The organism is Alcaligenes sp. Marseille-Q7550, from assembly GCF_965112015.1.
This window is the reverse complement of sequence record NZ_CBCOPU010000002.1, coordinates 317,462-340,669: the sequence shown is the minus strand read 5'-3', so window position 1 is coordinate 340,669 and position 23,208 is coordinate 317,462. Positions and strand designations below refer to the sequence as shown.

At 64.2% G+C, this 23,208-nt stretch carries 21 protein-coding genes; 13 read left to right on the top strand and 8 right to left on the bottom strand.

All coding sequences use genetic code 11. From position 1 onward, the window contains the following. Window positions 1-10 precede the first annotated feature (10 nt). Together acs and ACWPWO_RS10915 are read left to right on the top strand one after the other, a co-directional pair. On the top strand, window positions 11-1,996 hold the full coding sequence (acs, locus tag ACWPWO_RS10920) for an acetate--CoA ligase (RefSeq protein ID WP_454006630.1): 1,986 nt from the start codon (window positions 11-13) through the stop codon (window positions 1,994-1,996). 201 nt (window positions 1,997-2,197) lie between these two features. Then, window positions 2,198-3,088 (top strand): DMT family transporter, encoded by an 891-nt coding sequence (locus tag ACWPWO_RS10915; RefSeq protein WP_394060800.1) that lies wholly within the window; start codon window positions 2,198-2,200, stop codon window positions 3,086-3,088. 47 nt (window positions 3,089-3,135) lie between these two features. Here ACWPWO_RS10915 and ACWPWO_RS10910 read toward each other — a convergent pair whose 3' ends face one another. After that, window positions 3,136-4,782: an electron transfer flavoprotein-ubiquinone oxidoreductase gene (locus ACWPWO_RS10910; RefSeq protein WP_454006629.1), complete on the bottom strand. Its 1,647-nt coding sequence runs from the start codon at window positions 4,780-4,782 to the stop codon at window positions 3,136-3,138. Window positions 4,783-4,963: 181 nt separating this feature from the next. On the opposite strand from ACWPWO_RS10910, the gene ACWPWO_RS10905 reads away from it, so the two are divergent. The 5 genes from ACWPWO_RS10905 to ACWPWO_RS10885 all read left to right on the top strand — a co-directional run bounded on the left by ACWPWO_RS10905 (window position 4,964) and on the right by ACWPWO_RS10885 (window position 10,565). Next, window positions 4,964-5,386, top strand: coding sequence for an acyl-CoA thioesterase (locus ACWPWO_RS10905; RefSeq protein WP_454006628.1), 423 nt, complete (start codon window positions 4,964-4,966; stop codon window positions 5,384-5,386). A 129-nt stretch (window positions 5,387-5,515) separates the two neighbouring features. Next, window positions 5,516-6,214 (top strand): CoA transferase subunit A, encoded by a 699-nt coding sequence (locus ACWPWO_RS10900; RefSeq protein WP_394060794.1) that lies wholly within the window; start codon window positions 5,516-5,518, stop codon window positions 6,212-6,214. Between the two features lie 18 nt (window positions 6,215-6,232). Further along, window positions 6,233-6,886, top strand: a complete 654-nt coding sequence (locus ACWPWO_RS10895) for a CoA transferase subunit B (protein WP_454006627.1) — start codon at window positions 6,233-6,235, stop codon at window positions 6,884-6,886. 96 nt (window positions 6,887-6,982) lie between these two features. Beyond that, window positions 6,983-8,770 (top strand): M24 family metallopeptidase, encoded by a 1,788-nt coding sequence (locus ACWPWO_RS10890; protein ID WP_454006626.1) that lies wholly within the window; start codon window positions 6,983-6,985, stop codon window positions 8,768-8,770. A 148-nt stretch (window positions 8,771-8,918) separates the two neighbouring features. Then, entirely contained in the window at window positions 8,919-10,565 is a 1,647-nt protein-coding gene (locus tag ACWPWO_RS10885; protein ID WP_454006625.1) for a CTP synthase, read from the top strand. Window positions 10,566-10,629: 64 nt separating this feature from the next. On the opposite strand, the gene ACWPWO_RS10880 is transcribed toward ACWPWO_RS10885, so the two are convergent. Continuing rightward, window positions 10,630-11,999 (bottom strand): IS3 family transposase gene (locus ACWPWO_RS10880; RefSeq protein WP_454006624.1). Its coding sequence is split into 2 segments (ribosomal slippage): window positions 10,630-11,508 and window positions 11,511-11,999, totalling 1,368 coding nucleotides; the frame shifts between segments, so codons are not numbered across the junction. A gap of 233 nt (window positions 12,000-12,232) precedes the next feature. On the opposite strand from ACWPWO_RS10880, the gene kdsA reads away from it, so the two are divergent. The 6 genes from kdsA (at window position 12,233) to ftsB (ending at window position 17,751) form a co-directional block, all read left to right on the top strand. Further along, a complete protein-coding gene (gene kdsA, locus ACWPWO_RS10875; RefSeq protein WP_454006623.1) occupies window positions 12,233-13,084 on the top strand; it encodes a 3-deoxy-8-phosphooctulonate synthase in 852 nt (283 codons plus the stop codon). An 18-nt stretch (window positions 13,085-13,102) separates the two neighbouring features. After that, window positions 13,103-13,387, top strand: a complete 285-nt coding sequence (locus ACWPWO_RS10870; protein WP_394060784.1) for a DUF1330 domain-containing protein — start codon at window positions 13,103-13,105, stop codon at window positions 13,385-13,387. Window positions 13,388-13,739: 352 nt separating this feature from the next. After that, window positions 13,740-15,323, top strand: coding sequence for an MFS transporter (locus ACWPWO_RS10865; RefSeq protein WP_454006622.1), 1,584 nt, complete (start codon window positions 13,740-13,742; stop codon window positions 15,321-15,323). Then, complete coding sequence (locus tag ACWPWO_RS10860) at window positions 15,320-15,760, top strand: MarR family winged helix-turn-helix transcriptional regulator (RefSeq protein WP_454006621.1); 441 nt, start codon at window positions 15,320-15,322, stop codon at window positions 15,758-15,760. The genes ACWPWO_RS10865 and ACWPWO_RS10860 overlap by 4 nt, the downstream gene beginning before the upstream one ends. Before the next feature lie 356 nt (window positions 15,761-16,116). Further along, window positions 16,117-17,403, top strand: coding sequence for a phosphopyruvate hydratase (gene eno, locus ACWPWO_RS10855; protein ID WP_394060776.1), 1,287 nt, complete (start codon window positions 16,117-16,119; stop codon window positions 17,401-17,403). 45 nt (window positions 17,404-17,448) lie between these two features. Further along, on the top strand, window positions 17,449-17,751 hold the full coding sequence (ftsB, locus tag ACWPWO_RS10850) for a cell division protein FtsB (RefSeq protein WP_454006620.1): 303 nt from the start codon (window positions 17,449-17,451) through the stop codon (window positions 17,749-17,751). Window positions 17,752-17,863: 112 nt separating this feature from the next. Here the strand turns inward: ftsB and ACWPWO_RS10845 are convergent, their stop codons facing one another. From ACWPWO_RS10845 to ACWPWO_RS10820, 6 genes are all read right to left on the bottom strand, one after another. Then, window positions 17,864-18,613: a hypothetical protein gene (locus tag ACWPWO_RS10845; RefSeq protein ID WP_454006619.1), complete on the bottom strand. Its 750-nt coding sequence runs from the start codon at window positions 18,611-18,613 to the stop codon at window positions 17,864-17,866. A 144-nt stretch (window positions 18,614-18,757) separates the two neighbouring features. After that, window positions 18,758-19,669 (bottom strand): Hsp33 family molecular chaperone HslO, encoded by a 912-nt coding sequence (gene hslO / locus ACWPWO_RS10840; protein ID WP_394060770.1) that lies wholly within the window; start codon window positions 19,667-19,669, stop codon window positions 18,758-18,760. Window positions 19,670-19,713: 44 nt separating this feature from the next. Then, window positions 19,714-20,232, bottom strand: coding sequence for an RDD family protein (locus ACWPWO_RS10835; protein ID WP_454006618.1), 519 nt, complete (start codon window positions 20,230-20,232; stop codon window positions 19,714-19,716). A 153-nt stretch (window positions 20,233-20,385) separates the two neighbouring features. After that, window positions 20,386-20,538 (bottom strand): hypothetical protein, encoded by a 153-nt coding sequence (locus ACWPWO_RS10830; protein WP_454006617.1) that lies wholly within the window; start codon window positions 20,536-20,538, stop codon window positions 20,386-20,388. Between the two features lie 101 nt (window positions 20,539-20,639). Next, the gene (locus ACWPWO_RS10825; RefSeq protein WP_454007478.1) at window positions 20,640-22,328 is read right to left on the bottom strand and encodes a THUMP domain-containing protein; all 1,689 of its coding nucleotides are present in this window, start codon (window positions 22,326-22,328) and stop codon (window positions 20,640-20,642) included. A gap of 462 nt (window positions 22,329-22,790) precedes the next feature. After that, window positions 22,791-23,207: a CopD family protein gene (locus tag ACWPWO_RS10820; RefSeq protein WP_454006616.1), complete on the bottom strand. Its 417-nt coding sequence runs from the start codon at window positions 23,205-23,207 to the stop codon at window positions 22,791-22,793. Window position 23,208: the final 1 nt, after the last annotated feature.

Sequence of the window (23,208 nt, the reverse complement as noted above, 5' to 3'; positions counted from 1 at the left end):
GAGCCAAAAAATGAGCGGTTCTACCTCTATTGAATCCGTGCTGTCGGAAAGCCGTGTGTTCCCGGTCTTCCCGGACCTGGAGCGCCATGCGCGCATCGCCGGCATGCAAGCCTACCAGGACCTGTGCATGCAGGCCGAGCAGGACTATCCGGGCTACTGGGCCGGCCTGGCCCGCGACCGGCTGGTCTGGACCAAGCCCTTCACGCAGGTGCTCGACGACAGCAAGCCGCCGTTCTACAAGTGGTTCCACGATGGCGAACTGAACGTGTCGGCCAACTGCCTGGACAAGCACCTGGGCACTCCCGTCGAGCACAAGACGGCCCTGATCTTCGAGGCCGACGACGGCGCGGTCACCAAAGTCACGTTCCGCGAACTGTACGAACAGGTCTGCCAGTTCGCCAACGGCCTGAAGGCGCTGGGCTACAAGACCGGCGAGCGGGCCCTGATCTACATGCCCATGTCGGTCCAGTCCATCGTGGCCATGCAGGCCTGCGCGCGACTGGGCATCACGCATTCCGTCGTATTCGGCGGCTTTTCCGCCAAGAGCCTGCATGAGCGCGCCGTGGACGTGGGCGCCACGCTGGTCATCACGGCCGACGAGCAGCGCCGGGGCGGCCGCGCCATTCCCCTGAAGAACGCCGTGGATGAAGCCCTGGAAGGCGGCGGCTGCGAAGCCGTGCGACATGTCATCGTGTACAAGCGCACCGGCGGCACCGTGGTCTGGCACGAGGGCCGCGATCTGTGGTGGGACGATGTCGTCAAGGGGCAGGCCGCGGAATGCGCGCCCGTGCCCGTCAATGCCGAACATCCTCTGTTCGTCCTGTACACCTCCGGTTCCACCGGCAAGCCCAAGGGCGTGCAGCACTCCTCCGCCGGCTACCTGCTGGGCGCGCTGCTGAGCGTGCAGTGGACTTTCGACGCCCAGGACAGCGACGTGTTCTGGTGTACCGCGGACATAGGCTGGGTCACCGGCCACACCTTCATCACCTACGGCCCGCTGGCCGCCGGCCTGACGCAGGTCGTGTTCGAAGGCGTGCCCACCTATCCGGACGCCGGCCGCTTCTGGGACATGATCCAGCGCCATGGCGTCACCATTTTCTACACGGCGCCCACCGCCATCCGTTCCCTGACCAAGGCGGCGGAGGCCAACGAGGCCGTGCATCCCAAGCAATACAACCTGGACTCCCTGCGCATCATCGGCTCGGTGGGCGAACCCATCAACCCCGAAGCCTGGATGTGGTACTACAAGAACGTGGGCCGCGAGCGCTGCCCCATCGTGGACACCTGGTGGCAGACCGAGACCGGCGGCCATGTCATCACGCCGCTGCCGGGCGCCACGCCCCTGAAGCCGGGTTCCTGCGGCATGCCGTTCCCCGGCATGGACGTGGCCATCGTGGACGAGGTGGGCGAAGAGGCCGAACGCGGCAACGGCGGCTTCCTGGTGATCCGCAAGCCCTGGCCCAACATGATCCGCACCATCTGGGGCGATCCCGACCGCTTCGTCAAAAGCTATTTCCCGCCCGAGCTCAAAGGCTATTACCTGGCCGGCGACGGCGCGCAGCGCGACGCCGACGGCTACTTCTGGGTCATGGGCCGCATCGACGACGTGCTGAATGTCTCGGGCCACCGCCTGGGCACCATGGAAGTGGAATCGGCCCTGGTGGCGCACGAGCTGGTGGCCGAGGCCGCCGTGGTCGGCAAACCGGACTCGACCACGGGCGAGGCCATCGTGGCCTTCGTGGTGCTGAACGGCGACCTGCCCTCGGGCGAGCAGGCGGACAAGATCGCCGCCGAACTGCGCGCCTGGGTGGGCAAGGAGATCGGGCCTATCGCCAAGCCGCGTGAAATCCGCTTCGGCGAAAACCTGCCCAAGACCCGCTCGGGCAAGATCATGCGGCGCCTGCTGCGCTTCGTGGCCAACAATGAGCCCATCACGCAGGACGTGTCCACGCTGGAGAATCCCGCCATCCTGGACCAGCTCTCCGAAGCCCACTGAAAACGCCGCGTCTTCTTTTTTGGTAGTTCCTGTTTGGCCCTGGTTCTTCATTCGAACCAGGGTTTTTTTAATGGGGCGGCCATGGCGTCGGACAGGTCCGGCCAGCCGGATGCTCCGTCAACCGCCGCCGTTTCCTTGCCTGCCCCTTTGGCGTAGCATAGGGCCTGTTTCAATGAAGCGTCTACGCTGTAAAAAAAGGGGATGAGCTTGACCAAGGGGCAGACGCAGGACAAGGTGGCATTGGTCCTGATGGGCCTGGTGGTGTTGGCCTGGGGGATGAGCTGGGTGGTCATGAAGGCCATGACCACGCATATCGGGCCGGTGGATCTGATCGCGGTGCGCTATGCGCTGGCCTTCGTATTCCTGTGGGGCTTCATGCGCCTGAAAGGGCTGCGCCTGCACGCCACGCCCTGGAAGCTGAGCCTGGGCGTGGCCGTGTTCCAGACGGTGGGCTTCCAGCTTCTCAGCCAGTTTTCACTGCAGGCGGGCGGCGCCGGCAAGATGGTGGCTCTGGCTTACACCATGCCGTTCTGGATCGTGGTGTTTTCCTGGCCTTTGCTCAAGGAAAGACCTCAACGACGGCATATGCTGGGCATGGCCGCTGCGCTGAGCGGCCTGCTGTTGATCATAGCCCCGTGGCAGGGCATGGGGGGAGTGCTCGGTTCGCTGCTTGCCCTGCTCAGCGGCGTCAGCTGGGGCCTGGGCGCTGTATTTTCCAAAATGCTTTTCCAGCGCCATAGGGTGGAACTGCTCAACGCCACGGTGTGGCAGTGCTTCCTGGGCATGCTGATCGTGGCGCCGCTGGCCTGGCTGGTGCCCCAGCGCGAGCCGTCCATGGAATGGCCCATGGTGGCGGGCGTGCTGTTCCTGGGCGTCATCGCCACCGGCGTGGGCTGGCTGCTGTGGATGGCGGTGATGAGCCGCGTGAGTGCGGCCGTGGCCGGCATGTCCAGCCTGGGCGTGCCGGCCCTGACCGTGCTGCTGGCCTGGCTGATGCTGGGCGAGCTGCCCACGCGCCTGGAACTGGCGGGCACGGCCCTGATCCTGCTGGGGCTGTTGATCGTGAACTGGCCGGCGCGCCGATCGGCGTGACGGACCGGCCGCCCGCGGGCCGGCAAGCTGCGCAGGCGGCCTGTTTCCTACATGCCGTTGTAGACGGGGCCTTCGCCGCCTTGAGGCGGCACCCAGACGATGTTCTGGGTGGGGTCCTTGATATCGCAGGTCTTGCAGTGCACGCAGTTCTGCGCGTTGATCTGCAGCCTGTCGTCGCCGGTTTCGGTCTTGACGAATTCATAGACCCCGGCAGGGCAGAAGCGCGCTTCCGGCCCGCCGTAGCGCGCCAGATTGACCGCCACCGGCACCTTGGGATCCTTCAGGGTCAGGTGGACGGGCTCGTCCTCCTCGTGGTTGGTGTTGGAGATGAACACCGAGCTGAGGCGGTCGAAGGTGATCTTGCCGTCCGGCTTGGGGTAATCGATGCGGGCGCATTCGGCGGCCGGCTGCAGACAGGCGTGATCGGGTTTGTGGTTGCGCAGCGTCCAGGGCATCTTGCCCTTGAGCAGGCCCTGTTCCACAAAGGTCATGACCGATGCGATGGAGCGGCCTTTCTTGAACCATTGCTTGAAATTGCGCGCCTTGTTCAGTTCTTCGTGCAGCCAGGATTGTTCGAAGCGCTGGGCGTACTGGGTCAGTTCGTCGTGCTGGCGGCCGGCCTGCAGGGCCTCGAACGCGGCCTCGGCGGCCAATGCGCCCGACTTGATGGCGGCATGGCTGCCCTTGATGCGCGAAGCATTCAGAAAGCCGGCTTCGCAGCCCACCAGGACGCCGCCCGGAAAGCTGAGCTTGGGCAGGGCCAGCAGGCCGCCGGCCGTGAGCGAGCGGGCGCCGTAGGCGATGCGCTTGCCGCCTTCGAAGGTGGGGCGGATGGCAGGGTGGGTCTTGTAGCGCTGGAATTCGTCGAAGGGCGACAGCCAGGGGTTGGCGTAGTCCAGACCGACCACCAAGCCGACCATGACCAGGTTGTTGTCCAGGTGGTAGAGGAAGGAGCCGCCGTAGGTGTCGGAGTCCAGGGGCCAGCCGGCAGTGTGCATCACCAGGCCGGGGCGGGCCTGGGAAGGGTCCACTTCCCACAGCTCCTTGATGCCGATGCCATAGCTTTGCGCATTGCGGCCTTCGTCCAGCTTGTAGCGCGCGATCAGCTCACGGCCCAGGTGGCCGCGCGAGCCTTCCGCGAAAATGGTGTAGCGCGCCAGCAGTTCCATGCCGGGCTGGTAGTGGGACGTATGGGTGCCGTCGCGCGCCACCCCCATGTCGCCGGTGACCACGCCGCGCACGGCGCCCGAGTCGTCGTAGAGCACGTGGGCGGCGGCAAAGCCGGGGAAGATCTCCACGCCCAGGGCTTCGGCCTGTTCGCCCAGCCATTGCACCACATTGCCCAGGCGCACAATGTAATTGCCGTGGTTCTTGAAGCAGTCGGGCAGCAGCCATTCCGGCGTGGAGCGGGCGCCTTTTTCGGTCAGGAACAGGAACTTGTCTTCGGTGACTGCCACGGAGATAGGGGCGCCCTTGGCTTTCCAGTCGGGGATCAGCTCGTCCAGGGCGCGCGTGTCCATGACGGCGCCGGACAGGATGTGGGCGCCCAGCTCGGCCCCTTTCTCGAGGACACAGACGCTCAGCTCCTGTTCATTCTGCTGAGCCAGCTGCTTGAGGCGGATGGCCGTGGCCAGCCCTGCAGGCCCCGCTCCCACGATCACTACGTCGTATTCCATCGATTCGCGTTCTGACATTGCTGTCGATCTCCTGTAGGGGTAACCGTTCTGTTCTTGATTGTTCGGCGGTGAAATTCGTGCACAGTGCGTACGGTCGATTGTATTGCAGTCTGCCTGGCTTGTTTTAAGTTTAGACTCCTGCCGTGGGGCGCCGGATCGGGTCCGGCGCCCCGGCATGATTCAGCAAGGAGAATAAGAGATGCCGGAAACCGTACGCGCCGAGCCTGGTTTTGTCTTTGACATCCCGGTGCGCTGGGGCGATCTGGATGCCATGAACCACGTCAACAATACCGTGTACTTCCGCTATGTCGAGGAGGCGCGCGTGCAGCTGATGCTGAAGCTGGGCATGCTGCCGCCTTCGACGCGCACGGGCGTGCTGGCGCACGCCAGCCTGGATTTCGTGCGCCCCGTCCTGTATCCGGCCACGGTCCGGGTGGTGCACCACCTGGTGCGCATGGGGCGCAGCAGCCTCGAGGTGGAGGTGAGCGTGCGCGACGCGGACCAGCCCGAGGTGGTCTATGCGCGCGGGCGCAACGTGCTGGTGTCCATCAGTCCGGAAGGACGCTCGCAGCCCTGGAGCGAAGAGGAAGTCGTCCGGATCCGCCAGGCCTTCGGCGCCTAGGCGGCTTGCCGTAAATGTAAAGCCTGACTTTCATCAAGTCGTAAAAGGCCCGATGGTATGTTCCAGGACATCTTTGCATTATTCTAAGAGTTGCTGTGCAGGATACTTTTTGAGTCATTGGAGAGTGAATTGAACAAGGTCTATCCAAGCGCCCGGGAGGCGTTGCAGGGAGTCGTCGCCGACGGGCAGACGATTGCAGTGGGCGGGTTCGGCCTGTGCGGGATCCCCGAGGCGCTGATCGCCGCCTTGCGGGACAGCGCGGTCAAGAACCTGACCTGCATCAGTAACAATGCCGGCGTGGACGGCTTCGGCCTGGGCCAGTTGCTGACCACCCGTCAGGTGCGCAAGATGATCTCGTCCTATGTGGGCGAGAACAAGGAGTTCGAGCGCCAATACCTGGCCGGCGAGCTGGAGCTGGAGTTCACCCCCCAGGGCACGCTGGCGGAAAAGCTGCGCGCCGGCGGCGCGGGCATTCCCGCCTTCTTCACGGCCACCGGCGTGGGCACCATCGTGGCCGACGGCAAGGAGATCCGCGAGTTCAACGGCCAGCAATATGTGCTGGAACACTCCCTGGTGCCGGACGTTTCGCTGGTCAAGGCGCACATCGCCGACCGCAGCGGCAACCTGGTGTTCCGCAAGACGGCGCGCAACTTCAATCCCAACGTGGCCATGGCCGGCAAGATCACCATCGTCGAGGTCGAGGAAATCGTCGAGACCGGCACGCTGGACCCGGACCAGGTCCATCTGCCCGGCATCTACGTGCACCGCATCGTGCTCAATGCCAATCCCGAGAAGCGCATTGAACAGCGCACCGTTCGACCTTCCTGATTAGCGAGGCAGATAAAAATGGCTTGGAACAGAGACCAAATGGCGGCGCGCGCCGCCCGGGAGCTGCAGGACGGCTTCTACGTGAACCTGGGCATAGGCTTGCCCACCCTGGTGGCCAACCACGTGCCCGAGGGCATCGAAGTCTGGCTGCAGTCCGAGAACGGCCTGCTGGGCATCGGCCCCTTTCCCACCGAAGAGCAGATCGACGCCGACCTGATCAACGCCGGCAAGCAGACCATCACGACCCTGCCTGGCTCGGCGATCTTCTCCTCGGCCGATTCATTCGCCATGATACGCGGCGGCAAGATCAACATCGCCATCCTGGGCGCCATGCAGGTGTCCGAGAAGGGCGATCTGGCCAACTGGATGATCCCCGGCAAGATGGTCAAGGGCATGGGGGGCGCCATGGACCTGGTGGCCGGCGTCGGGCGCGTCGTGGTGCTGATGGAGCACGTGGCCCGCAAGAAGGACGGCACCGAGGATCTGAAGATCCTGCCGCAATGCACCTTGCCCCTGACGGGCGTGGGCGTGGTGGATCTCATCATCACCGATCTTGGCGTCATCGAAGTCACGGAAAATGGTTTAAAGTTGTTGGAGTTGGCACCTGAAGTCAGCGTCCAGGACATTCAGGCCAAGACGGGCGTCGAACTGGACGTCAGCGCCGTGGCCTGATTCCTCCTTCCATGACGCGAAAAAAGCTTCGGCCCGGGCCGAAGCTTTTTTTTTGAATGCCCGGTGCGTGAAAGACGTTTTACAAAGGAAGTCGGCATGGACCATACCTCTATCGCCGCGCGCCTGCAGGCGCTGCGCGAACAAATGACATTCCAGGCCCTGCAGGCCAGCATCTGGCCCACCTCCGATCCGCATCTGTCCGAATACCTGCCGGACCGCTGGCAGAGCCGGGCGTGGCTCAGCGGCTTCAGCGGCTCGGCGGTCCTGGGGGTCGTGGGGAGGGACTGGGCGGGCCTGGGGACAGCCAGCCGCTACTGGGGGCGGGCCGCCAAGGAGCTGGAAGGCAGCGGCATCGTGCTGATGCGGGCCGGCGAACCCGATGTGCCCGAGCCGGCCGCCTGGCTGGCCGGTCATCTTCCGGCGCAGTCGCGCGTGGCGCTGGACAGCCAGTCCATCTCCATGCAGGGCCTGGCCGCCTGGCAGGATGCGGCGCGCGAGCAGAAATACGACTGGGCGCTGAACGCCGACCTGCTCGGTCCCATCTGGACCGACCGTCCGGCCGCGCCTTGCGGCAAGGTCGTCGAGTACCTGCCGCCGCACGCCTGCCGCAGTCGCCAGGAGAATCTGGCGCGCACGCGCCAATCCATGCAGGAGCAGGGCGCGCACTGGCATCTGATCAGCGCGCTGGACGATATTGCCTGGACACTGAACCTGCGCGGCGAAGACGTGCCCTACAACCCGGTGTTCCTGTCCTACCTGCTGATCGGGCCCGACCAGGCGCATCTGTTCGTGGACGCCGGGAAACTCTCGCCCGGCGTGCGCGCATCCTTGGGCGAGGCCGGCGTCGAGGTCCAGGACTATGCCTTCCTGCCGGAGTTCATGCGGGCTCTGCCGGCATCCCTGACCGTGCTGCTGGATCCGGCGCGCACCACGGCCTGGGCGGCGCAACTGGCCGCGCATCTGACGGTGGTCGAGCACATCAATCCCGCCCATCTGTTCAAGTCCTGCAAGACGGATGCGGAACTGCAGCACGTGCGCGAGACGATGGAAAAGGACGGCGCCGCGCTGTGCGAGTTCTTCGCCTGGTTCGAGCAGCAGGGCGGCGGCCTCACCGAGCTGGACGTGGACGAGCAGATCACCGCGGCGCGGGCGCGCCAGGAGGGGTTCGTCAGCCCCAGCTTCGGCACGATCGCGGCCTATCAGGCCAACGGGGCCATGCCGCATTATCACGCTACCGAGCAATCTCATGCGCGCATCGAGGGCGATGGCCTGCTGCTGATCGACTCCGGGGGCCAGTACCTGGGCGGCACCACGGACATCACCCGGGTGGTGCCGGTCGGGCAGGCCTCGCTTGAGCAGATCCGCGACTTCACCCTGGTGCTCAAGGGCATGATCTCGCTGTCCCGGCTGGTGTTTCCGGAAGGCGTCGCCGGCCAGCAGATCGACGTGCTGGCGCGCCAGCCGCTGTGGGAGCAGGGGCTGGACTTCGGGCATGGCACAGGGCACGGCGTGGGCTACTTCATGAACGTGCACGAAGGACCGCAATCCATTTCCTGGAGGGGGCGCATCGGCCCGCACTCGGGCATGAAGGCGGGCATGATCACCTCCAACGAACCGGGCCTGTACCGGCCGGGCCGGTGGGGGATACGCATCGAGAACCTGGTGGCGGCCGTGCCCGCCATGCGTACCGAATACGGACAGTTCCTGCGCTTCGAGACCCTGACCCTGTGCCCGATCGACACGCGTTGTATTGATGCATCATTGTTGACCCAGGCCGAACGCCTCTGGCTCAACGAATACCATGCGCAGGTGCGCGAGCGCCTCCTGCCCCGGGTGCAGGGAGCGGCGCGCAATTGGCTTGAACAAAGGACCCAGGCCATCTGAGCCGGGCCGGCGCCGCTGTCAAGACGCCGTGCGCAAGAGGCATGCGCCGCTTGCGCGGCCTTCTTGCGAAGTCCCCAAGGACGGGCGCTTCCCGTTATAATCCAAATTTCCCGCTATCGCCTGACTTGCCGTCAGGCGCGTTTTTATAATGACCACCAAATACGTATTCGTGACGGGAGGCGTCGTGTCCTCCCTGGGCAAAGGTATTGCGGCCGCATCCCTGGCTGCCATTCTGGAGTCCCGAGGCTTGCGCGTGACCATGCTCAAGCTCGACCCCTACATCAACGTGGATCCGGTCACCATGAGCCCCTTCCAGCATGGTGAAGTGTTCGTTACCGAGGACGGCGCGGAAACCGACCTGGACCTGGGCCACTACGAGCGGTTCATCTCCGCCCGCATGCACAAGGTCAACAACTTCACCACCGGCCAGATCTACGAATCCGTGCTGCGCAAGGAGCGCCGCGGCGATTATCTGGGCAAGACCGTGCAGGTGATCCCGCACATCACCAACGAGATCCAGGACTTCGTCATGCGCGGCGCCAAGGCCGCCTATGACGGCGCGGCCGACGTGGCCATCGTGGAAATCGGCGGCACCGTGGGCGACATCGAATCCCTGCCGTTCCTGGAAGCCGCGCGCCAGATGAGCCTGCGCCTGGGCCGCAACAACACCGCCTTCGTGCACCTGACGCTGGTGCCGTTCATCGCCTCGGCCGGCGAGCTCAAGACCAAGCCTACGCAGCATTCGGTCCAGAAGCTGCGCGAGATCGGCATCCACCCGCACGCCCTGCTGTGCCGCGCCGACCGCGTCATCCCCGACGACGAGCGCGCCAAGATCTCGCTGTTCTCGAACGTGCCCATGGACGCCGTCATCTCCGTCTGGGACGCCGATTCCATCTACAAGATTCCGGCCATGCTGCATCAGCAGGGCCTGGACAGCCTGGTGTGCGATGCGCTGGCCCTCTCGCCGCCTCCCGCCGACCTGTCCATGTGGGACCGCCTGGTGGAAGCGCTGGAGAATCCCGAGCACGAAGTGCGCATCGGCATGGTGGGCAAGTACGTCGACCTGACCGAATCCTACAAGTCGCTCAGCGAAGCCCTGGTGCATGCCGGCATCCATACCCGTACGCGCATCAACATCGAGTACCTGGATTCCGAAGTCATCGAGAACGAAGGCACCGAGTGCCTGAAGGGTCTGGACGCCATCCTGGTTCCCGGAGGCTTCGGCAAGCGCGGCACCGAAGGCAAGATCCGCGCCATCCAGTACGCCCGTGAAAACGGCGTGCCCTTCCTGGGCATCTGCCTGGGCATGCAACTGGCCGTGGTCGAGTACGCCCGCCACGTGGGCAATCTGGTGGGGGCGAACTCCACCGAGTTCGATCCCTCCGCCGTGCATCCCGTGGTGGCCCTGATCCCCGAGTGGGCGGACCGCGAAGGCAAGATCGAGCGCCGCGACGGCTCCTCCGATCTGGGAGGCACCATGCGCAAGGGCGCGCAGCGCTGCCCCGTCAAGCCCGGCACCCGCGCCGCCGCCATCTACGGTGCGGACGTCAACGAGCGCCACCGCCACCGCTTCGAGGTCAACACGCTGTACGTGCCGCGCCTGGAAGAAGTGGGCATGGTCATCAGCGCCCGCACGCCGACGGAAAACCTGCCCGAAATCATGGAGCTGCCCAACCACCCCTGGTTCATGGGCGTACAGTTCCACCCCGAGTTCACCTCCACGCCCCGCGATGGCCACCCGCTGTTCACCAGCTATATCAAGGCCGCTCTGGAGCACCAGAAGAAATCGGCCTGATTTCCCGGCATGAATGAAAAAGCCCGCATGCTGAACTGACCCCCAAAAGTTGGACGGTCAGAGCCTAAAGCCCGAAGGCCTGAGCTCGGTACTGCACCGGGCTCAGGCCTTTTAGCTTGAGCTTGATGCGTTCGTGATTGTAGTAGTGGATGTACTGGCCGATGCCGGCCTGGAGCTGCTCGATGCTCTCGAAGCGGTTCAGGTGGAAGAACTCGGCCTTGAGCGTGCCGAAGAAGCTTTCCATGGCGGCATTGTCCAGGCAGTTTCCCTTGCGCGACATGCTCTGAATCACGCCTTGCTCAGCGAGCCGACGCCGGTACTGGGGCTGCTGGTACTGCCAGCCCTGATCGGAGTGCAGCAGCGGGCGATCCGTGGGTTTGAGCCGTGCCAGCGCTTTCTTGAGCATGCTGCCCACGAGCTTGAACACGGGGCGCAGGCTGGTCTCGTAGGCCACGATCTCGCCGTTGTACAGGTCCATCACGGGCGAGAGGTAAAGCTTATCGGCGCCGACCTTGAACTCGGTCACATCCGTCACCCACTTCTGATTGGGCCTGTCGGCCTGGAACTGGCGCGCCAGCAGGTTCGGCGCCGCGCGGCCCTGCTCGTCTCGGTACGAACGGTATTTCTTCGGGCGCACCAAGGACTTCAGTCCAAGCGTCTGCATCACGCGCTGGACGGCCTTGTGGTTGATGAGCTCACCGGCCCGGCGCAGCGCTGCCGTGATGCGCCGGTAGCCATAGCGGCCCCTGTGCTGGTCGTACAGTGCGCGGATGCGCGCCTTCAGCCCGACGCAGGGATCGGCCGCGCTCAGTGCCTTGGCCTGGTAGTAGAACGTGCTGCGCGACAGCCCGGCCACCTTCAGCAGCACGGCCAAGGTGTGGCCTTGCCTCAATTCGAGCACGACCCGCGCTTTTTCTGCGCGGCCAGCGCTTTTTCCTGACGCAAGGCCCTCAATTTTTTTAAGTACGCATTCTCCGCGCGCAGATATTCGTTCTCTTGGCGCAACTGCTCCAGCGTGCGCGTGTCCTCGCAGGGCGAAGGCGTAAGGGTTGGGGGTTTGGGGGATTTCATCGTCGGGGAGCGGCCTGGGCGAGGGTTGGGGGTCAGGGCGCGAAGGCCCCCTTCATGATACTCGCGTTCCCACCGCCTCACGACGCCATGGCCGCCGCGCACGTCGAACCGCGCCGCGGCTTGGCGGCAAGACAAGCCCTCTTGCCACATCCGACTCAACACGGACAGCTTGAACTCGGCGCCGTAGTGACCGCTGTGCTTCTTGTGCAATCCCGCCTCGCCATGCTCTCGGTACTGCGCGGCCCAGCGGCGCACCGTCCCATGATCGAGCCCATATCGCCCGGCCAATGCCCGGGCCCCTAGCGACCCGGACCAATAGTCCCGTGCCACTTCCAGCTTGAAGTCCACATCATATTTCGCCATGTAAAACCCCCGAAGGTTGGATCAATGTCCAACTTTCGGGGGTCAGTTCAATGTGCGGGGGCTTTTTCCTTTTGGAAAGGAGATTCCTGCTTACGATGTGATTGATTCTGTGTGCGCGCTCCGGACTTGAATCGGACCGAGATATCGGAACATCTGGCTGGGGACTGTCTCCACGCAGTGTCCACGTCCGCGGGAATGTGGGAAAATGCGGCAATACTGAAACGAGGTCAATTATGGATTTATGCGGCTATGAAGTGGGGCTGGATCGGCCCTTTTTCCTGATTGCCGGCCCTTGTGTGATCGAATCGCGCCAGATGGCCTTCGATACGGCGGGCCAATTGGCCGAGATCACCTCTGCGCTGGGCATCCCCTTCATCTACAAAAGCTCCTTCGACAAGGCCAACCGCAGCTCGGGCAAGTCCTATCGCGGACCGGGCATGGCGGAAGGACTGCAGATCCTGGCGGACGTGCGCTCGCACTACAAGGTGCCGGTGCTGACCGACGTGCACGACAAGGACCAGGTCGATGACGTCGCCGCCGTGGTCGATGTGCTGCAGACGCCGGCCTTTCTGTGCCGCCAGACCGATTTCATCCAGGCCTGCGCGGCCACGCTCAAGCCCGTGAACATCAAGAAAGGACAGTTCCTGGCCCCGCACGACATGGTGCAGGTCGTGGAAAAGGCGCGCGCGGCAGCGCTGGATGCCGGCGGCGACGGCTCCACCATCATGGTGTGCGAGCGCGGCGCTTCCTTCGGCTACAACAACCTGGTCTCGGACATGCGTTCCCTGGCCATCATGCGCGAGACCGACTGCCCCGTCGTGTTCGACGCCACCCATTCGGTGCAACTGCCCGGCGGGCAGGGCACTTCGTCCGGCGGGCAGCGCGAGTTCGTGCCTGTGCTGGCGCGCGCCGCCGTGGCGGCGGGCGTGGCCGGCGTGTTCATGGAAACCCATCCGGATCCGGACAAGGCCCTGTCCGACGGCCCCAATGCGGTGCCCTTGGCGCAGATGCCCGATCTGCTCCGGACCCTGCAACAGATTGATTCCATCGTGAAGAGCAGCGGTGCCTTGCAGCACGGCTATTGAGTTGTTTTTGGAGACGCCATGTCCGCATTTCTGATTGCCAATGTTGAAGTGACCAATCCCGAGCAGTACAAGCAATACCAGGAGTTTTCCACCATCGCCATGCAGACGCACAACGTGAAAGTGCGCGTGCGCGGCGGCAAGACCCTGGCCCTGGAAGGCAATGCGCCCCTGCGCACGGTCGTCATGGAGTTCGACACCCTGGAGCAGGCCCAGGCCTTCTATGATTCCCAGGAGTATCGCCGCGCCCGCCAAGCTCGCGACGGCGCCGCCAACATGACCATGTACGTGGTGGAAGGCCTTTGATCCTTCTGGACAGGCGCCGTCCGGGCGCCTGAATGCAAAAGGGAGCGTGTTGCACGCTCCCTTTCTTATTGGTCGGCGTACCGCACCGCGCCGCCTGAGCTGGCGGGTCAGGCCCAGTCAGAAACGGGAATCCTTCAATGCGGGCAGTATCAGTTCCCGCACGAAGCTGGCGTCGGACAATTGTCTGTATTCCTGATCCGCGGTCGATGGCAGGGCGAACCTGGCGTCCTGCTTGCTGACGCCATTGTCGGATGCGCAACACGGTCAGGGGCCGCAATCACCTTTGTCTTGTCAGGTTTTTAGGGATTTCGTAAAATTATTGATAAGTCAACAATTGTATGGTCAATGAAAAATGGCAAGCATTCCCGATCCGTCCCAACTGGCCCAGGGGCGCATGTTATCCGTCACGCAATCCATCCTGGCGATGATGGGGCTGTGTTTCGTCGTCATGCTGGTGGCCATCGACCAGACCGTGGTGGGCACGGCCATGCCCAATATCGTGGCTGAACTCAATGGCTTCGAGCTTTATGCCTGGGTGGCCACGGCCTATCTGCTGACTTCGGTCATCACCGTGCCCATCTTCGGCCGGCTGGGCGACTTCTACGGCCGCCGGCGCTTTGTGGTGGTATCCATCGTGCTGTTCACCGTGGCCTCGGTCCTGTGCGGCATGGCCCAGAGCATGATGCAGCTTGTGCTGGCGCGCGCCCTGCAGGGGGTGGCCGGCGGCATGCTGGTGGGAACGGCCTTCGCCTGTATTCCCGACCTGTTTCCCGATCCGCGCGTACGCCTGCGCTGGCAGGTGATGATGAGCGCCGCCTTCGGGATCGCCAACGGCATAGGTCCGTTCCTGGGCGGTTTCCTGACCGAGCAATATGGCTGGCGCTCGGTCTTCTACGTGAACCTGCCCATAGGCTTGCTCAGCCTGTATTTTGTCTATCGCTACCTGCCGCTGATCCGGCATTTCCGGCAGGGCGGCGTGCGCCTGGACTGGCAGGGCGCCATCCTGCTGATGCTGGGCCTGGGCTGCATCCAGCTGCTGGTCGAGCTGCTGCCCCAGCATGGCGCCAGCTCCTTCATGGTTCTGCTGGGCGTGGCCAGCCTGGCGGCCTTTGGCCTGCTGGTGCATTGGGAGCGCCGCGCGGCCGAGCCGCTGCTGCCGGCCGCCCTGTTCAGCAATCCGGCTCAGCTAGCCTTGTTCGTCCTGTCCGTGGGCCTGGGCTTCATCCTCTTTTCCCTGTTGTTCTACGGTCCGCTGCTGCTGCAGGGCGGCTTCGGCCTGCGTCCGCAGACCGCCGGCCTGCTCATCACGCCGCTGGTGGTGTTCATCACCGTGGGCAGCATCATCAATGGGCGCGTGGTGACGCGGCTGTCACGGCCCAACATCATGCTGTACCTGGGCCTGGCGCTGCTGACCATCGCCTGCATCGGCATGGTCTTCATGGATAAAACCGTCCCGCATTGGCAGTTCGTGCTGTATGCGATCGCCGGCGGCACGGGAATTGGCTTTATCATGCCCAACCTGACGGTGTTCTCGCAGGAAATCGCCGAACGTTCCATGCTGGGCATTGCCACGGCCATGCTACAGTCCATGCGCATGGTCGGCGGCATGCTGGGCACGGCCATCGTGGGCACATTGGTCACCTACCAGTACGGCGAGGGCTTGAGCAGCCGGGTGGCCGGCTTGCCGGCCGATCTGGCCGCTTCCCTGAAGGATCCGCAACTGCTCATGAGCTCCGCCCAGCAGGCGCAGTTCCTGGAGCTGGCCGGCCGGCAGGGCCAGGCCGGCCAGATGTGGCTGGGCGTGGCGCGCGATTCGCTGGCCCATGCCGTCAATATAGGAATGGCGGTCACGCTGCTGCTGATCGTCTGGTGTTTTTATTGGGTTCGCAAAGTGCCGCCGATCCGGTTCGTCCGTAAAGCGGAGTCCTCGCAATGAATGAATTTCCACAACTGCAGGCCGTTCAGCAACTGGGCCGCACCTATCGCAGCCTGATGGCCGCCTTCGACCAGCAACTGGGCATGCCCATGCCGCGCTGGCGCATCCTGATCTGCCTGTATCAGGACGGCTGCGTCTCGCAGAAGCAACTGGTGCGCCACCTGCGCATCGATCCGGCCGCGGTCACGCGCCAGCTCAAGAGCATCGAATCGCTGGGATTGATCGAACGCTTCACCGACGAGCAGGACAACCGGCTGACCAATGTGCGCCTGAGCGCCGCGGGCCGCGAACTGGTCGAGGCCACGCTGCCGCGCCGCCGCCGTCTGGTCGAGACCATGCTGCAGGACTTCTCCGATCAGGACCTGGAACAGCTCATCGCCTTGTTGACCACCTGGGAGCGTTCCTTGTCGCGCGCGGTGGACGCGGACCCATCCTGAGACTTATCGGTACTTTTCGTATTTACTGATACAACGCGCAGTCTCGGACTTTCTTGTGATAATAAACAGGTCCAGGCCCCGCCGGAGCCAAGCCGCCTGGCCGCCAGCCAGGCTTTTTTGGCGGCTTTTGGGGCCAGACATGGCACGGCTGTGTCATGGGCAGGTACAATCCCAGTTCAGTGGAGGATGGCATGGCAGCCTCGTCCGGAGAGCTGACGGGACGGCGCAGAAGCCATCCTGCATGCAGCGCGCCGGAGACCAGGCTGACCGCAAGGCCCGCCCTGGGCTGCAGGCCAGGCTACAGGATTGTTTAACTTATCTAGCTAAATGCTACTTCAGGCAGGACTGTCAAAATCATGAGTGCAATCGTAGATATTATCGGACGCGAGATTCTGGATTCCCGCGGTAATCCGACTGTTGAGTGTGATGTGTTGCTCGAGTCGGGCGCCATGGGCCGCGCGGCCGTTCCGTCCGGTGCATCGACCGGCGCCCGTGAAGCGCTGGAACTGCGCGATGGCGACAAGAGCCGTTACCTGGGCAAGGGCGTGCTGCGCGCCGTCGAGAACGTCAATACCGAAATTTCCGAAGCCTTGATGGGCCTGGACGCCCAGGAACAGACCTTCATCGATCGCACCCTGATCGAGCTGGACGGCACCGAAGACAAGAGCCGCCTGGGCGCGAACGCCCTGCTGGCCGCCAGCATGGCCGTGGCCCGCGCCGCCGCCGACGACTCCGGCCTGTCCCTGTACCGCTATTTCGGCGGCAGCGGCGCCATGGCCATGCCCGTGCCCATGATGAACGTCATCAATGGCGGCGCGCATGCCAACAACACCCTGGACCTGCAGGAATTCATGATCATGCCCGTGGGCGCTAAGAGCTTCCGCGAGTCCCTGCGCATGGGCGCCGAGGTATTCCATTCCCTGAAGTCCCTGATCCACGGCCAGGGCATGTCCACCGCCGTGGGTGACGAAGGCGGCTTCGCGCCCAATGTGGCCAATCACGAAGCGGCCATCGAACTGATCCTGCGCGCCATCGAGAACGCCGGCTACGAGCCCGGTTCGCAGATCGCCCTTGCCCTGGATTGCGCCGCTTCCGAGTTCTACCGCGACGGCAAATACCACCTGGCCGGTGAAGGCGGCGTGTCCCTGAGCTCCCAGGACTTCGCCAACCTGCTGGCCAACTGGTGCGACAAGTACCCCATCATCTCCATCGAAGACGGCATGGCCGAAGATGACTGGGATGGCTGGCGCATCCTGAGCCAGCAGCTGGGCGACAAGATCCAGCTGGTGGGTGACGATCTGTTCGTCACCAACACCAAGATTCTGAAGAAGGGCATCGAGATGGGCATCGCCAACTCGATCCTGATCAAGATCAACCAGATCGGCACCCTGACCGAAACCTTCGCCGCCATCGAAATGGCCAAGCGCGCCGGCTACACGGCCGTGATCTCGCACCGTTCGGGCGAAACCGAAGACTCCACCATTGCCGACATCGCCGTGGCCACCAACGCCATGCAGATCAAGACGGGTTCGCTGTCCCGCTCCGACCGCATGGCCAAGTACAACCAGTTGCTGCGTATCGAAGAAGAACTGGCTGAAGTCGCTACCTTCCCAGGTCGCGATGCGTTCTATAATCTGCGCTAATTCAGTTCAGACGGCCGGGTCGCAAGACCCGGCCCATACGCCGCCATGCGCCTTCTTGCCCTTTTGCTGTTCTGCCTGACCCTGGCCACTCATTACGCCCTGTGGTGGGGCAAGGGCGGCTGGCTGGATGTGCGACAGATGCAGACCAATCTGGCGGCCCAGAAGGAAACCAACGAGGCCCTGACCGCCCGCAACAACGCCTTGCTGGCTGAAGTCCAGGACCTGCGCTCCGGCACGCATGCCGTGGAAGAGCGCGCCCGCAGCGAGTTCGGCATGATGCGCGAAGGCGAGATCTTCGTGCAGATCGTTCCTCCAGGCGGCTCGGCCGCACAGACCCGGCATCCTTGATTCACAGCGCGCAGGCGCTGCTGCATTTCTTTTTCTTCCCTTGGCCACATTCAACAGCCCATGCGGGCGGAGCTGCCGTGTGCGCGCGTCATGGAGTCTTGCGGCTTTGTATTCAGTCGCAGGACTCGGGCAGTGGGGGATCCGCGGGCGGCTGATTTGCTTCGCCCGACGTGGCGGGCGGCGACTGCGGCAGGCCGGGCGTCGAGGGTTCGCCGGGGCCCGGGAATGGCGGAAGAGGCGGTGCGGGCGAAGGAGGGCCATGTGGCCGTCCTGGGGCGGGTGAACCTGCTCCAGGTGCCGGCAGGTCCGCCGCATGGTCCGCTCCGTAGACGACGCGTCCGTCCGCCAGGTCATCCCATTGAACGGCATCGGACTGCATGGGATGCCGGATGTCCAGCCGCATCAAAAGCGCGCGCGGGCCGGCCGTCGTGTTCAGGCTGGCGGCCAGGATGGGCAGCAGCCGCGACAAGGACAGCGGGCCGGGCTGATGGGCGTAGCGCAGCTGCAGATGCAGGGTATTGGCCTGGAAGATGGTGGGACGGCTGTCCGGCCGGTGCGCATGCTGCCGGGCCTGCCAGCCTTGACGGATGGCGGGCCTCATGGCGTGCTGGCGGGAAGGACGGCCGTGCAGGGCGAAGGCGGCGGCGGAAGGCGACAGGATGCGGATCTGCCAGCGATCCCTGCGTGGCGCTCTGGCTGCGGCCAGGCCTTGGGAGAAGCTGCGGGCGATGTATTCCGGGCTGCCCTGGTGGATGCTGGCCTGGCGCGCAGCATGCAGCAGGGCATGATGCAGGCGCACGCGCAGGGAATAGAGCGTGAGCACGTCCAGAGCCAGCAGCGAAAGCAGGAGTACGGCCAGCAAGGCCGCTATCGCCGGTGCGCCGGCCAGGCCGGATTGAGACAGAAGAGGGGGGCGGAGAGCAGGCATGGTGCGTTCATCATGCCTGCTTGGCTGGAGCAGGGGCAGACGGACTTGTACTGGCGTACAAATCCGTGCGCAGGGCTTTTAATGCAGGGTGCTGTCGCCGGGCAGGCTGTCGCTGTTGTCCACGAAGAGCGAGGCGCAGTCGATGGCGTCGAATTCGTAGGGCTTGCCGCAGAAGTTGCACGAGACATGGATGGTGCTGCGTTCGGCCAGCAATTGTTCGACTTCCTGTCGACCCAGCATGCGCAGCATGTTGCTGACGCGCTGACGTGAACAAGGGCAGTGCCAGCGCACGGATTGGGGGTCGAAGGCCAGCAGGTCTTCTTCCCAGAACAGGCGATGGATCAGCGTGTCGCAGTCCACCTGCAGCAGCTCCTGGGGCTGCACGGTGGACGCCAGCGCCAGGGCGCGTTCCCAGGTCTCCAGGCTTTGCACGATGCTTTGTCCGCCTTGGGCGGGCAGGCGCTGCAGCAGCAGGCCGGCGCAGTGCTGGCCGTCCGCAGCCAGCCACAGGCGCGTATCGAGCTGTTCGGAGCCATGCATGTAGGTCTGCAGGACTTCGGCCACGGTATCGCCTTCCAGCGGCACCACGCCCTGGTAAGGGCGGAAATCCGAACTGCTCTGCCTGGGAGCGAGCACCACGGTGAAGCGGCCTTCGCCCTGCGTGTTCAGCAGGCTTTGCAAGGTGCCGCTGTGCGGAATGGGCTGGTTCTCGCGCAGGGAGACGGTGGCGCGTATGTCCATGTCCGATGTGCATTCCACCACCAGCAGGGCGATGGGACCGTCGCCCTGGATCTGCAGGATCAGGGAACCGTCGAACTTGAGGTTGCCGGCCAGCAGCACGGAAGCGGCCACCAGCTCGCCCAGCAGGTTGCGTATGCAGTCGGGGTAGTGCTGATGTTCGAGACCGGTCTGCCAGGCCTGCTCCAGGTGAACGACCTGGGCGCGGGTGCTCTGGTCGGCAAACAGGTATTTTTTGAGGATGTCAGTCATGACTTTGGTGAACTACTAAAAAAATGGTCTGCAGGCCGTTCCGTTCAGGCTGCGGGAACGGCGGCACGGGCCGGGCGGGCATCGATCAGGCGAGTCTTGGACAGGCGGTCGTGCAGGAATTGCTGGTCTTTGTCGAACCAGGTCCAGATGAAGTTCAGGAACGGCGTGAACACGATGAACAGGTCCGTGGACGCATAGCCTGTATAGGCCGATATCTGCTTGACCAGCAGTGCTCCCAGCAGCGGCAGGGGCCAGATCAGAATATAACGCAGCAGCAGCGTGCGCAAGGCGGGAATACGACCCTGCTCATCGACCAGACGGATGTGACAGGTCTTCATGGGCAGGGTCTGGCCGAGCCGTCGCCAGCACAGCACGAAGTAGACGCCCAGTGCCAGGAACAGCACGACCTGGCGTCCGTGGCGCAGGTCCAGTCCGCTGCGGCTTTGCGTCAGGGTGTCGAAGAGGTAGCTGGTCGTGAAGATGACGCCAAAAAGCAGGATGGATTCATACATCATGCAGGCGAAGCGTCGCCAGCGTCCGGGCGTGGAGAAAGAGGGTGTCATGGTGCGAGCGGAGGCATACAAGACTGCATTATCGCGTATATCGGCAGCCAGCGGAACGATGCGCTTGCCATGCGCGCCCGGGAGGCAAAAAAAAGCCACCGCATCCGGTGGCTTGGGCTGCGCGGGCGGCTTGAGCCGTCCGGTTCTGGCGGATCAGGCGTTGATGCGACGCTGTTGGCCGAACAGGCGCATGAAGAGGTTCTTGAGCGCCTTGAAAGGGCGCAGGCGATACTGCTCTTCCAGCGCATGGGTAAGGAGCTGGCGTTCGATTTCGTCGGTCAGACGCAAGTCGTTGCGGTAGTTCATTTTGCCGTTCCGTTCATTGATAAGGGTTAACCCTGATTTTAGGGTTAACCCTTATATTTGGCAACTGAACCAGCAGGTTTCCGTGTACTTATGTCGTTCTATTACGACTCCATGCCGGCGTCGTCGTCCTGACGGTAGCTTGCCTGCACCATGTCGAAGCAGAACAGGCGGCAGTCCAGGGGGCCGTTGTACAGCGGGTAGCGGCGCTTGGGCTTGAGGCGCATGTGGCGCGGCAACTCCAGGTCGCTGCTGATCATGTTCACGCTCCAGCCGGCGAAGTTCTGCTTCAGGTTGCTGGACCAGTCACGCCAGAAATCGTCGTCCTGATGCTCCAGGCGTTCGCCGTAAGGCGGGTTGGTCACGATCCAGCCGGGTTCGGTGGAGGGCTGGATCTCCAGCGCATTGCCATGTTCGAAGCGGATGGTGTCCTGGGTCAGGTGCGAACGGTCCAGATTGGCGCGGGCCGCTTCCAGCACGACGGGATTGATGTCATAGCCTATCAGCGGCGTGTCCAGACGGGGCGCGATGCGTGAGCGGGCCTCGTCCTTGATGTCGCGCCACAGGCGGAAATCGTGGCAGCGCAGGCGTTCGAAGTGGAAAGGCCGCCAGATGCCGGGCGGCGCGCCCAGCGCCATCCAGGCCGCTTCGATCAGGATGGTGCCGCTGCCGCAGAACGGATCGAGCAGCGGTTTGGAGGGATCCCAGCCCGACAGGGCCAGCAGGCCGGCGGCCAGGTTCTCGCGCAAGGGCGCGTCGCCCTTGTCGTGGCGCCAGCCCCGCTTGAACAGGGATTCGCCGCTGGTGTCCAGGTAGAAAGTAGCGGTGGTCTCGTCCAGGAACAGGTGCACGCGGGCGTCGGGCCGTACGGTGTCGATGGACGGGCGCGCGCCTTCCAGTTCGCGCAGGCGGTCGCAGATGCCGTCCTTGGCGCGCAGATTGCAGTATTGCAGGCTCTGCATGGGGCTGCGCACGGCCGAGGTGTCCACGCGCAGGGTCTGCTCGGGGCCGAACCAGCGTTCCCAGGGCGTCAGGCGGGCCAGGGCCAGGATATCGTCTTCGTTGCCGACTGGCGCGTGCGAGAGTTCCAGCAGGATGCGGGTGGCCAGACGCGAGGACAGGTTGGCGCGCATGACGCCGATCCAGTCGGCAACGAAATGGCAGCCGGCGCGGCCGGCCTGGACGTGATCGTAGCCCAGGGCCTGGAGCTCGGCCGCCAGGGCTTCTTCCAGACCCTGCGGGCAAGGAGCGAACAGGCGGTACTGTTCGGTCTGGGCGGCCTTGATCTGCACTCGCTCAGTCTGCTGGATGCTGGCGTCGTGCAGGCGTTGGCCCGGACGGGGCGCCTGCGGGCTGTCCACTTTCTTGATGGGCGAATCGTACTGTGGAAAGGCGTCGCCGTTCTTGGCCGGACTGAATAGGCTGCTGCTGCGACTGGCCGATTCGCGGCGCTCACCGGAGAACTCGCGCCGCTCACCGGACTGGGGACGGCGTTCCTGGTCGCGGTTGAAGGCGGGTCGCTCACGGCGCTCGCCGGAGAACTCGCGCCGTTCACCGGATTGGGGACGGCGGTCCTGGTCGCGGCTGAAGGCGGGGCGCTCACGGCGCTCGCCGGAGAACTCGCGCCGTTCCCCGGATGAGGGACGGCGGTCCTGGTCGCGATTGAAGGCGGGTCGCTCGCGGCGCTCACCGGAGAACTCGCGCCGTTCCCCGGATGGGGGACGGCGGTCCTGGTCGCGATTGAAGGGGGGCGCTCGCGGCGCTCGCCGGAGAACTCGCGCCGTTCCCCGGATGGGGGACGGCGGTCCTGGTCGCGATTGAAGGCGGGTCGCTCGCGGCGCTCGCCGGAGAATTCGCGCCGTTCACCGGATGGGGGGCGACGGTCCTGGTCGCGATTGAAGGCGGGGCGTTCACGGCGCTCGCCGGAGAATTCGCGCCGTTCGCCGGACTGGGGTCGGCGGTCCTGGTCGCGATTGAAGGCGGGTCGCTCGCGGCGCTCGCCGGAAAACTCGCGCCGTTCACCGGATGGGGGGCGGCGGTCCTGGTCGCGGTTGAAGGCGGGACGTTCCTGCTCGCGCTTGCCGGCGTAAGGTCGGGGTTCGCGTTTGGGAGCGCCTTGCTGGCGTTCCTGCTGGCTGACGACGCGCGCGCGCGCGCCGGAGCGCGTGCGTGGTTCGGTGCTGGCGCTTTTCTTTTTGTTGCCTGACACCAGGCTTAGTGTCTTGCGTTCGGGTTGGTCTGACATGAAGAGTGCATTAAAAGGGTTTTACAACCACCAGGATGAGGACCAGCAGCAGAACGATGACCGGAAATTCATTGAACCAGCGGAAGAAGATGTGCGAGCGGGTGTTCAGCCCCTGCTGGAACTTCCGCAGGAAGCGTCCGCACACGCCATGGAAGGCAAACAGCGTCAGGACCAGAGCCAGCTTGGCATGCATCCAGCCTTGTCCCTTGCCTATGCCGTAGTACAAAAACAGCCCCAGGCCGGTGAGCAGCGTCAGGATGGCCAGGGGCGTCATGAAGCGATACAGCCGCCGGGCCATGCCCAGCAGCGTTTCGCGGCTTGCAGCGTCGTGGTCCTGGGCCAGGTTGACGTAGATGCGCGGCAGGTAGAACAGGCCCGCGAACCAGGACGTGACGAACAGAATGTGGAAAGCCTTGAGCCAGAGCATG

Coding starts and splice junctions, on each gene's coding strand:
- acs (WP_454006630.1), top strand. CDS start 11: ATGAGCGGTTCTACCTCTATTGAATCCGTGCTGTCGGAAAGCCGTGTG.
- ACWPWO_RS10915 (WP_394060800.1), top strand. CDS start 2,198: ATGAGCTTGACCAAGGGGCAGACGCAGGACAAGGTGGCATTGGTCCTG.
- ACWPWO_RS10910 (WP_454006629.1), bottom strand. CDS start 4,782: ATGTCAGAACGCGAATCGATGGAATACGACGTAGTGATCGTGGGAGCG.
- ACWPWO_RS10905 (WP_454006628.1), top strand. CDS start 4,964: ATGCCGGAAACCGTACGCGCCGAGCCTGGTTTTGTCTTTGACATCCCG.
- ACWPWO_RS10895 (WP_454006627.1), top strand. CDS start 6,233: ATGGCTTGGAACAGAGACCAAATGGCGGCGCGCGCCGCCCGGGAGCTG.
- ACWPWO_RS10890 (WP_454006626.1), top strand. CDS start 6,983: ATGGACCATACCTCTATCGCCGCGCGCCTGCAGGCGCTGCGCGAACAA.
- ACWPWO_RS10885 (WP_454006625.1), top strand. CDS start 8,919: ATGACCACCAAATACGTATTCGTGACGGGAGGCGTCGTGTCCTCCCTG.
- kdsA (WP_454006623.1), top strand. CDS start 12,233: ATGGATTTATGCGGCTATGAAGTGGGGCTGGATCGGCCCTTTTTCCTG.
- ACWPWO_RS10870 (WP_394060784.1), top strand. CDS start 13,103: ATGTCCGCATTTCTGATTGCCAATGTTGAAGTGACCAATCCCGAGCAG.
- ACWPWO_RS10865 (WP_454006622.1), top strand. CDS start 13,740: ATGGCAAGCATTCCCGATCCGTCCCAACTGGCCCAGGGGCGCATGTTA.
- ACWPWO_RS10860 (WP_454006621.1), top strand. CDS start 15,320: ATGAATGAATTTCCACAACTGCAGGCCGTTCAGCAACTGGGCCGCACC.
- eno (WP_394060776.1), top strand. CDS start 16,117: ATGAGTGCAATCGTAGATATTATCGGACGCGAGATTCTGGATTCCCGC.
- ftsB (WP_454006620.1), top strand. CDS start 17,449: ATGCGCCTTCTTGCCCTTTTGCTGTTCTGCCTGACCCTGGCCACTCAT.
- hslO (WP_394060770.1), bottom strand. CDS start 19,669: ATGACTGACATCCTCAAAAAATACCTGTTTGCCGACCAGAGCACCCGC.
- ACWPWO_RS10835 (WP_454006618.1), bottom strand. CDS start 20,232: ATGACACCCTCTTTCTCCACGCCCGGACGCTGGCGACGCTTCGCCTGC.
- ACWPWO_RS10830 (WP_454006617.1), bottom strand. CDS start 20,538: ATGAACTACCGCAACGACTTGCGTCTGACCGACGAAATCGAACGCCAG.
- ACWPWO_RS10820 (WP_454006616.1), bottom strand. CDS start 23,207: ATGCTCTGGCTCAAGGCTTTCCACATTCTGTTCGTCACGTCCTGGTTC.